Genomic DNA, 8,410 nt, shown 5'->3' with positions numbered 1-8,410 from the left:
GTTGGTGTACAATTCTTTCTGTAAATTAGGTTGAAGAAAGCAGGCCGATCAGGCTCAAATGGTAAGTGACGAAACAAACCATAAGGAGAGCCCGATGGCCTACCAATCAGAGTATACACTTTTAGAGCAAGTGATCCAAATGTTAGCCACCAAGGAAGACAGTAAATTTTCTAAGGTGATAGAAAAGGTAGTGAACGAAGCAATGAAACTTGAGCGAGCCAAAACCCTTCAGGCCGAACCCTATGAGCGGACCGAAGATCGAATGGGCTACGCCAACGGGTTTAAGAACAAAACCTTGGCTTTGGCTACCGGGAAGGTATTACTCAAGATACCTCAAGTCCGCGGACTGGAATTCTATCCCAGCTGTATCGAAAAGGGTATTCGGAGTGAACGAGCCTTAAAACTTGCGATAGCCGAGATGTACGTAAAAGGGGTCAGTACTAGACGGGTTTCAGATATCGTAGAAATCCTATGCGGCACCGAGGTGAGCTCCTCACAGGTAAGTCGATTGGCGAAGGAGCTGGATGAAGAGGCAACATCCTGGCGATCCTCGCCGGTAGGACAAATACAGTATCTCGTGCTCGACGCTACATATGAATCAGTGCGTGTAGGCTCGAAAGTGGTCAAACAGTCCCTACTGATGGCCATAGGCGTCGATTATGAAGGCAAACGTCAGATTTTGGGCACAGAAGTAGCCAATAGCGAAGCGGAGGTAAATTGGCGATCGTTTCTAGAAGGCCTGGTTCGTAGAGGGCTCCATGGTCTGACCATGATTACCAGTGATGACCATGCGGGTCTTCGAGCAGCTATCGATGCTGTGTTTCCTGGAATCTTGTGGCAACGGTGTCAATTTCACTTGCAGCAAAATGCTCGTGGTTACGTGACAAGGAAAGACGATGTCCCGGCGGTAGCGGCGGAAATCCGCAAGGTTTTCAATGCCCCAGATGAACAGAACGCCGAAAGGTACTTGCAGAGCCTGGTAGAAAAGTATGAGAAGACCCAGCCCCGTCTTGCCCAGTGGGCTGATGAAAATCTCCGGGAGGGATTAAGCGTATTTCATATCCCGGAAAACCACAGGAGGAAGTTACGAACCTCAAATTTGGCTGAACGTCAAATGAAAGAAATAAAAAGGCGAACAAAGGTCGTAGGCGTATTCCCTAATGCCGATAGTTTGCTTCGCCTTGCGGCGGCCATGCTGATCGAACAGAACGATCAATGGCAGAATGAAAAACGGTACTTACCCGAGTCTAATGATCGCCCTGCTTTTAAAGAAATTTACAGAAAAAAGGTTGCTTAATCCATAAGTCACAGTTCCGCCGCTCACCTCATTCACAACCACTGCCTCGTCTATGCTACTAAAAGCCGCGATCACCGATTTATTTGCGTCCATTGAAATACTAGCGGGATTATTGTCACCTTCATAGTCACCAGTCCAGCCAGTAAAAACAAATCCTTCCGATGGGATTGCTTTTATACTCGCAACATCACCTTTACTATACATCCCATCCTGTTGAAGACCGTCTATAATACCCCCATTTTCTGGGTTTGTAGAAATCACAAGTAAAACTGTCTCGGTATCTATCACCTCAGGAGGGAGGATGGCCTCACATCCAGCTATTAAGAAAATTAAGAAGGTGCCCACCACCCATGCTTTATAGGTATCCAATTTCATGGCATATCCTCCTATCCTATCGCATTTTCAAAGTTCTACTCTTGATTTATGGTCAATTGTAACATGATGCAGGTTACCTTAACAAAAATAAAATTGAACATTTAGAGTCACTATTTTCTTTTTTAATACTATGATTTCCATTTACACTGGGAAGAATACAGTTTGTATCGTACCCGCTTCATGAGATACATTGGAATAAATCAGCGAACTCCGACTGCACATACTCCTTCCCTCTGTCTTCACACCAATTTACAATGCGAGCAATGAAGTCTTCAGCTGGATTAAGCATAAGCCACAGTAGGAAGGTAAGCCTCAGGAGTTTCTGTGACTCAAAGTGTCTGCACTTACAATGGTACAATGAATTAAGTAGAACGTTATCCCTGACGGACAGCCCGGGATAATTCAGGCAGCCTTCTATAACAATAGCGAGATTCAGTTCCAGAACATGGTCAAACCTGCTATCGAAGGTTCAATCCCCTGCGCCCTCGGAGGTCCATTGGCTGTAGAACCGTCCAAAGTCGGCATCCCCATTGGCCACATGGTCGGTGAGCCAATCGATGAGCAGCTCCAGGAGGGCGATGAGGGATGAAGTGCCGTAGTTAGTGGTTTGGGCGTCTTGGCGGAGGGTCCGGAAATGATCTCCAAAAGCACTATGGAGGGTCTTATGGTCCCCAAGTTCCGGGTAGCCGGTATCAGCCATGAGAGCCTCTTCATCCTCGAAATAGGACTCCAGAGATCTCAGGAGATCGTCAATCAGGGGGGCGAGGGTTGGGGTATCCTGGTCGGTCATGAGACCTGTCATGAAGAGGTTTAGTGTTTCCAGGATCTGCCTCAACTGGCTGTCGATGGAGGGGATTCCCAGGGAGAGAGCATCTGACCAGGCTAAGCCCGGGGAGGAATCATCATCCGGTGATTCGGGATCGACCCCGGTATTGAAGCGGTTGATCTCCAGTTCCAACAGGCGGTTGTTATAGCGGTTTTGATGGCCGATGACGCTCACCCGGCGGGAGACCTGATGTAATTCATCACCCTGGGCGGCGAGGCCTTGGGTAATCTCCAGGCTCCTGGACGAAACCTGCTGAAGGTTCTCCGCTGAACCGGAGATGACCGCGATACTTGTATTCAACTGGGAGGTTCTATCATGAACCACCTGGGAGGCGGCTCGGAGGATGTCAATGGAACGGAGGATTTCCGTACCCGCCGATGAAAGCTCTGTCATACCGGAACTAACCTCACCAAGGGCGTCGGAGAACTCCTGGACCTCCCGGTCTATGGTTACCAGGGCAGCCTCGCTCTCCCGGCCTGCGGTGGTTGCCTCTTCGAGTTTTTCGGTGGTGGTTTTGAGAGAGAGGGTTATCATGTCGGCGTTCTCCCGGGTGCTTTCCGAAAGTTTGCGGATTTCCTCGGCGACTACTGAAAATCCCCTGCCCGCGTCCCCGGCATGGGCTGCCTCTATGGAGGCGTTCATGGCCAGGAGGTTTGTCTGGTGGGAAATAGAGTTGATGATGTGAATGAGGTCACGCATGGTCTGGGCATTGGCTGCCATATCCTGGATTAGGGCATTGGTGGTACTCACCTTCTCGCTCCCCCGGGAGATGAGAATCACCAGCTGGGATAGGCCTTCGGTGCGGTTCTCGGATATGGCGGCAATGTTATTCACCGAGGCCATAATCTGCTCAATGGATGCCGTCGATTCCTGAATTGCACTGGCTTGTTCGTCCACCTGGGAGGAAAGGCCCAGGACTGATTCCTTCATGCTCTGGATGGATCCGGTAATCTTTTCTATCTCGCCATCCAGGTGGGACATCTCCTGTTTCGTATGCCCCGCATGCTCCACCACCCGGGCGACGATGGCCGCGGCATCCCGGGAGACCCGGGTAATTCCTTTTCCAAGACGGTGATTTCGCCCCACTAAGCCGGTCACCGCCACGAGGATACCCCTGAGCTTGCCGATGAACAGGTTGAACCATTTGACCAGTTCCCCGACCTCGTCTCGGCTGGCGATGGAAATGCTCCGGCTCAGATCACCCGCGGTGGTTGATAGCTCCTTGAAGGAGTTTTTTGCTGCGGTGATGGGTCCGATAAGATTGATGGTGATCAGGGTCATAACCACCACGAGCAGGAGGATGGTGGTTATCGATAGAATCAGCTGTAATACCTCATAGTTCTGTTGGTGGGCCCGGAAGGCCTCCTGAGCCGCTTGGTGGCTTGCATCCAGATCGTTTCCCAGGCTCCCCAAGGTCCGAAAGACTCCGTCGGCTTGGGTATTAAAGGACATAGATAGCAGCTGCCCCTCAGCTCGGCTGAGGGCATAGCCCTCCACCATGGACATCCCGGCATCCATAAACCGGTCGATTCCCGTATAAACCGAATCGAGGGTTGCCAGGGTATGGGACTGGAATTGCTCTTCTATTGTTTTAAGGTTTTCCCGGGCCTCAGTATATGCTTCCCGGGCTTCCTCCACCGAAGAGTCTTCCTGGGTTAGGCTGGCTTCGGTGAGGGCATGCCAGAGTTTGGCGGTCTCGAGCTCCACCTCCCCTACAAGGCGCCGGCGGTAGTCGATATTCAGCAGCTCCGAAACCAGTTCTTGGTTCCTGCCGTTGGAGATGAAGGCGAAAACGACAAACACCGAGACTACCAGGGTTATGAGCAGGGTGACCAATACCAGTTTGGTTTTTATCGAAACATACATGGTGGTTCTCCTCATTGGGGCTTGCGCGGCACTCTACAGCTGGCTGGTGTACAATACAGGGCGGTGAGTTTTGAGGAACTCACCGTTGCCCATCCCGGAGGTGGTGTTGCCGGCATGGGATTATCACGGTTTTGCGCACCAAGCACAGGTTACCCGGGCATGAGAATCACCCTAGGTCTTCTTCCTCCAAGACAGCAGCCAGGCAGGTAGGGGTATCTTGAAGGCGTCCCGGCCCCGGAGGGAAACGACCACACTCTGCAGCACAATGAAAATGCAGAGCATGAGGCCGCTGCCGATGGCCTGGAAATTCGAATTAATCCCTGCCGCACGGATGAGTTCGTTAATGGTCAGCAGGGTCAAGGCGCCGATGGGTGAACCGAAGATGTTACCCACACCCCCGGTTAGCATGGTGCCCCCGATGATGGACGAGGCGATGGCCTTCATTTCGAAGCCTGCGGCGTTACCCACATTGCCCGCACCGGTGGTCATTATATAGACGAAGCCTGCAATGCCCGAAAGCAGCCCGCAGACAAGGTATGAAAAAAACCGTGTCCGTTTCACGTTAATGCCGAGCATCAGGGCGCTCTGGCTGTTGCCGCCCACTGCGTAGAGATTACGGCCGAACCGCGACCACTTCATGACCCCGGCGAGGATCAGTACAAGCACGACAACAACCACCGCACCGGGTTTGACCTCCAGGGGTATAAAAATGCCCAGACGGTTTTGGCTTCCCAGCCAGGGAATGACGAACTCAAAATCCCGGAGGGCAATAAACTCCGGGAGGGTAACGTTCAGGGGGTCCTTATGGATGGTGGTTAGCAGTCCGTTCGCCAGAAACATTCCTGCCAGGGTGATGATGAAGGGCTGTATTTCCAGGTAGGCAATGAGGTACCCATGGAGTAGTCCGAAGGCGAGGCCGATGGCCAGGGACAGGAGCATGGCGCCTCCCACGCTGCCCATCTGGGATTCCAAAAACACCGCACAGCTCATGGTTACCAAGCCGGTTACGGCACCCACGGAGATATCGATTCCCCCGCCGATCATCACTATACTCATGCCCAGGGTCAGAATGATCAGGGGGGCATTCAGGCTGAAGAGGTCAAAAAAGGTCTGAAACTGCAGGAAGCTGCCGGGATAATTCAGGATGGCCAGGGCATACATGAGGACGAAGATACCCGCGGCAATAAAGAAGAGCAGGTTTGAGTTCGATATGGCTTCCCGGTTCTTGGCCGGTTTTGTATGGTTCATGGTGATTGTCGGTTCCACCTTAGATCTCCCCCTTGGCCGGAATTCCCGGCCCCTTGATGCGTTCTCTAAGCCATTTACTGGCCTTGGCAGTGTATGCCCGGACCACCGGCGAGGCGATTACCATTAAGATGATGATGAATACCGCCTTGAAGGCCTTGATAGCCTCGGTGTCCACCTCCAACCGAAGCAGGGTCCGGTTGAGTACCTCTATTGTATAGGCGCCGATTATTGATCCGGAGATGCTGAACTTGCCGCCCCCCAGGGCGTTCCCTCCGATAGCTACCGCCAAAATGGCGTCCATCTCCACAAACTTCAGCAGGTTTACGCTGTCATGGCGGCCTGCCTTGGTCACGGCTATAAAACCGGCTACGGCGGTACAGACCCCGAGAATCATGTAGGTAAGGAACTTCACCCGGATGGGATCGATACCGTTCAGCCGGGCGGCGGTCTCGTTTATCCCCACGGACTCGGAGTAGAGCCTTAGATTGGTGGTTTTTAGGAACAAGGCCACCAAGGCTATGAACAGAGCCGTCAGGATTATCGGTGTCTGAATCGGCACACCGGGAATTACCCCGCCGAGCTGGCTTGTAAGATCGTTGGCCAGAATGGGGGATAGCTTGCCGTCGATGAGAAAGGCGATGGAACGGCCGGCGGTAAAGAGAATCAGGGTGGCGACCATGGGCTGCACCTTGAACACCGCTACCAGGGCACCGTTGAATCCCCCTATGAGAATCCCGGCAAGGCAGGAAACCAGAAACCCGGCTAGAATTGTCAGCCAGGTGATCTGTCCCGCTCCGAGGACCACCCAAACGAAGACCGCAGAGGTAATAGTCGCCGCCACCCCCACACTGATGTCCTGGCCTCCGGAAGAAGAGGTGACCAGGGTCATGCCGATGGCAAGGATGACAAGTTCCGAGGCCCCGAAGAGGATATTCGGAATGTTCCCGTAGAGGGCGCCGTTTATAACAGAAATACTAAAATAATCCGCGCCCTTAATCAGGTTGATCACTATTAAAATGAGCAGAACCGAGAGGGGGAGCAGGATGTGGTATCCCCGGGGTTTATCTGCTGTTTTTTTGGTCGGTAGGGTCTCGGTCATGGTTGTGCTCCTCCTCCGGCTATTACCTGCATGACGTCGTTCTGGGTTAGATCATTCCCCTTCAGTTCACCAACGATGGCCCGGTCCTTCATGACGATGAGCCGGGAACAGGTGCGCAGCATCTCCTCAATTTCTGAGGAAATAAAGGTGACGCTGACCCCGTCTTTCGCAAGACGGAGTACGAGCTTCTGGATTTCCACCTTGGTTCCCACATCGATGCCCCGGGTGGGTTCATCCAGGATGAGGTACTCGGGATGGGTCAGAAGCCATCGGGCCAGGATGACCTTCTGCTGGTTGCCCCCGGAGAGACATTTGATCGGGGTTTCGGTGGATGCCGTTTTTATGTTCAGGCTCTTTATGTACTGGTCGGCAAAGGTCTCGGCCTCGCTCCGGGAAAGGGGTTTAAAAAAGCCCTTCATGACCTGGAGGGCAAGAATGATATTATCCCGAACGGAGAGATCCTCAATAATGCCGTCTCCCTTGCGATCCTCGGGCAGGTAGCCGATACCAAGCTTCATGGCATCCAGGGGTTTGGTGATTTTCACGTCCTTCCCGTGCATGCTTACCTGTCCGCCGGTCACCTTGTCTGCGGCATAGATTGCCCTGACGCTTTCGCTGCGTCCCGATCCTAACAGTCCGGTGAACCCGTTTACCTCTCCCTTGCGGATGGAAAAATCAAAGGGGCGCACCCCTGCAGCGCTGGACAACTCTGAAGCCTCCAAGACCGGTGTACTCGTGTCCCCTTCCAGGGTTTGTGTATTGCTGATTTTTGAAACGTTGTCTAATTCTTTTCCCATCATTTTGGAGATGAGATCAATCTGGGGCAGATTTTCTGCCTCGTATTCGCCGATGAACTCGCCGTTTCGCAGGACGGTAATCCGGTCGCTGATTTCATAGACCTGGTCCAGAAAATGGGTCACAAAGATAATCCCGACCCCCCTGGACTTCAATTCCCTCATGAGGGCAAAGAGTTTATTCACCTCGTCCTCATCCAGGGATGAGGTCGGTTCGTCCAGGACGAGGATCTTGCAATCCATATCCACGGCCCGGGCGATGGCAATCATCTGCTGGACCGCCAAGGAGCAGCTGGAAAGCTGTTGGGTCGGCCGTGCGGGTATGCTCAATGAGGCCAACAGCTCCACGGCGCGCCGGTTCATCTGCCGCCAGTTCACAAAGGCGTACCGCCCCCGGCCGATGAACATATTCTCTGCCACCGTCAGGTTCGGGCAGAGGGTGATTTCCTGATACACGGTTCCGACGCCGAAGTTCTGGGCATCCTGGGGAGACCGGAAATGGATGGCCTGGTCCTCTATCTCTATCTGGCCGGCATCCTTCTCGTAAACCCCGGTCATCACCTTGATCAGGGTGGATTTTCCCGCGCCATTCTCGCCCATGAGGGCGTGGACCTCCCCTTTTCTAAGGGTAAAACTGACATTGTGCAGGGCCCGGACCCCGGGAAAGGACTTACAGATTCCCTGCATCTGAAGTACGATCTGATTCTGCAATGGGGACTTCTCCTTATGTAGTGCGCAAAAGGTTGTAAACCACACCAGATATAGCGGCACAGCCAATACTCTCACCCATGGGTGGTGTCGCCGGGGTGCAATGGTACAACCTTTTGCGCACTAGGTTCTCCTTACAAAGAACCGCAGTGCTGTATGAAGGAGGAATCTACTCCGGCCCGTACACATACCAACAC

6 protein-coding genes are annotated in these 8,410 nt (G+C 53.0%); 1 reads left to right on the top strand and 5 read right to left on the bottom strand.

The genetic code is table 11. The features are described 5' to 3' along the window. Positions 1–94 precede the first annotated feature (94 nt). Positions 95–1,297 carry an IS256 family transposase gene (locus DC28_RS08020; RefSeq protein ID WP_037545877.1) on the top strand — a complete coding sequence of 401 codons (1,203 nt, stop codon included), beginning with the start codon at positions 95–97 and terminating at the stop codon, positions 1,295–1,297. On the opposite strand, the gene DC28_RS08015 is transcribed toward DC28_RS08020, so the two are convergent. The 5 genes from DC28_RS08015 to DC28_RS07995 form a co-directional block, all read right to left on the bottom strand. Beyond that, positions 1,238–1,672, bottom strand: coding sequence for an InlB B-repeat-containing protein (locus tag DC28_RS08015; protein WP_037547556.1), 435 nt, complete (start codon positions 1,670–1,672; stop codon positions 1,238–1,240). The two genes, DC28_RS08020 and DC28_RS08015, sit on opposite strands and share 60 nt — an antisense overlap. A 469-nt stretch (positions 1,673–2,141) precedes the next feature. Then, positions 2,142–4,364 (bottom strand): methyl-accepting chemotaxis protein, encoded by a 2,223-nt coding sequence (locus DC28_RS15480; RefSeq protein ID WP_052078621.1) that lies wholly within the window; start codon positions 4,362–4,364, stop codon positions 2,142–2,144. A gap of 171 nt (positions 4,365–4,535) precedes the next feature. After that, the gene (locus DC28_RS08005; protein WP_037547614.1) at positions 4,536–5,612 is read right to left on the bottom strand and encodes an ABC transporter permease; all 1,077 of its coding nucleotides are present in this window, start codon (positions 5,610–5,612) and stop codon (positions 4,536–4,538) included. 19 nt (positions 5,613–5,631) lie between these two features. Then, positions 5,632–6,711, bottom strand: a complete 1,080-nt coding sequence (locus tag DC28_RS08000; RefSeq protein ID WP_037547555.1) for an ABC transporter permease — start codon at positions 6,709–6,711, stop codon at positions 5,632–5,634. Continuing rightward, a complete protein-coding gene (locus DC28_RS07995) occupies positions 6,708–8,192 on the bottom strand; it encodes a sugar ABC transporter ATP-binding protein (protein ID WP_408020230.1) in 1,485 nt (494 codons plus the stop codon). The genes DC28_RS08000 and DC28_RS07995 overlap by 4 nt, the downstream gene beginning before the upstream one ends. Between the last annotated feature and the right edge of the window lie 218 nt (positions 8,193–8,410).

The organism is Spirochaeta lutea, from assembly GCF_000758165.1.
Lineage (GTDB): Bacteria > Spirochaetota > Spirochaetia > DSM-27196 > Salinispiraceae > Spirochaeta_D > Spirochaeta_D lutea.
Note: the sequence above shows the minus strand (reverse complement) of the source record. Positions and strands in the feature narration are given on the sequence as shown.

What these genes read in the sequence shown, in the direction of transcription:
- DC28_RS08005 (WP_037547614.1), bottom strand. Translation starts at nt 5,612, where the DNA reads ATGAACCATACAAAACCGGCCAAGAACCGGGAAGCCATATCGAACTCA.
- DC28_RS08020 (WP_037545877.1), top strand. Translation starts at nt 95, where the DNA reads ATGGCCTACCAATCAGAGTATACACTTTTAGAGCAAGTGATCCAAATG.
- DC28_RS08015 (WP_037547556.1), bottom strand. Translation starts at nt 1,672, where the DNA reads ATGAAATTGGATACCTATAAAGCATGGGTGGTGGGCACCTTCTTAATT.
- DC28_RS15480 (WP_052078621.1), bottom strand. Translation starts at nt 4,364, where the DNA reads ATGTATGTTTCGATAAAAACCAAACTGGTATTGGTCACCCTGCTCATA.
- DC28_RS08000 (WP_037547555.1), bottom strand. Translation starts at nt 6,711, where the DNA reads ATGACCGAGACCCTACCGACCAAAAAAACAGCAGATAAACCCCGGGGA.
- DC28_RS07995 (WP_408020230.1), bottom strand. Translation starts at nt 8,192, where the DNA reads ATGCAGGGAATCTGTAAGTCCTTTCCCGGGGTCCGGGCCCTGCACAAT.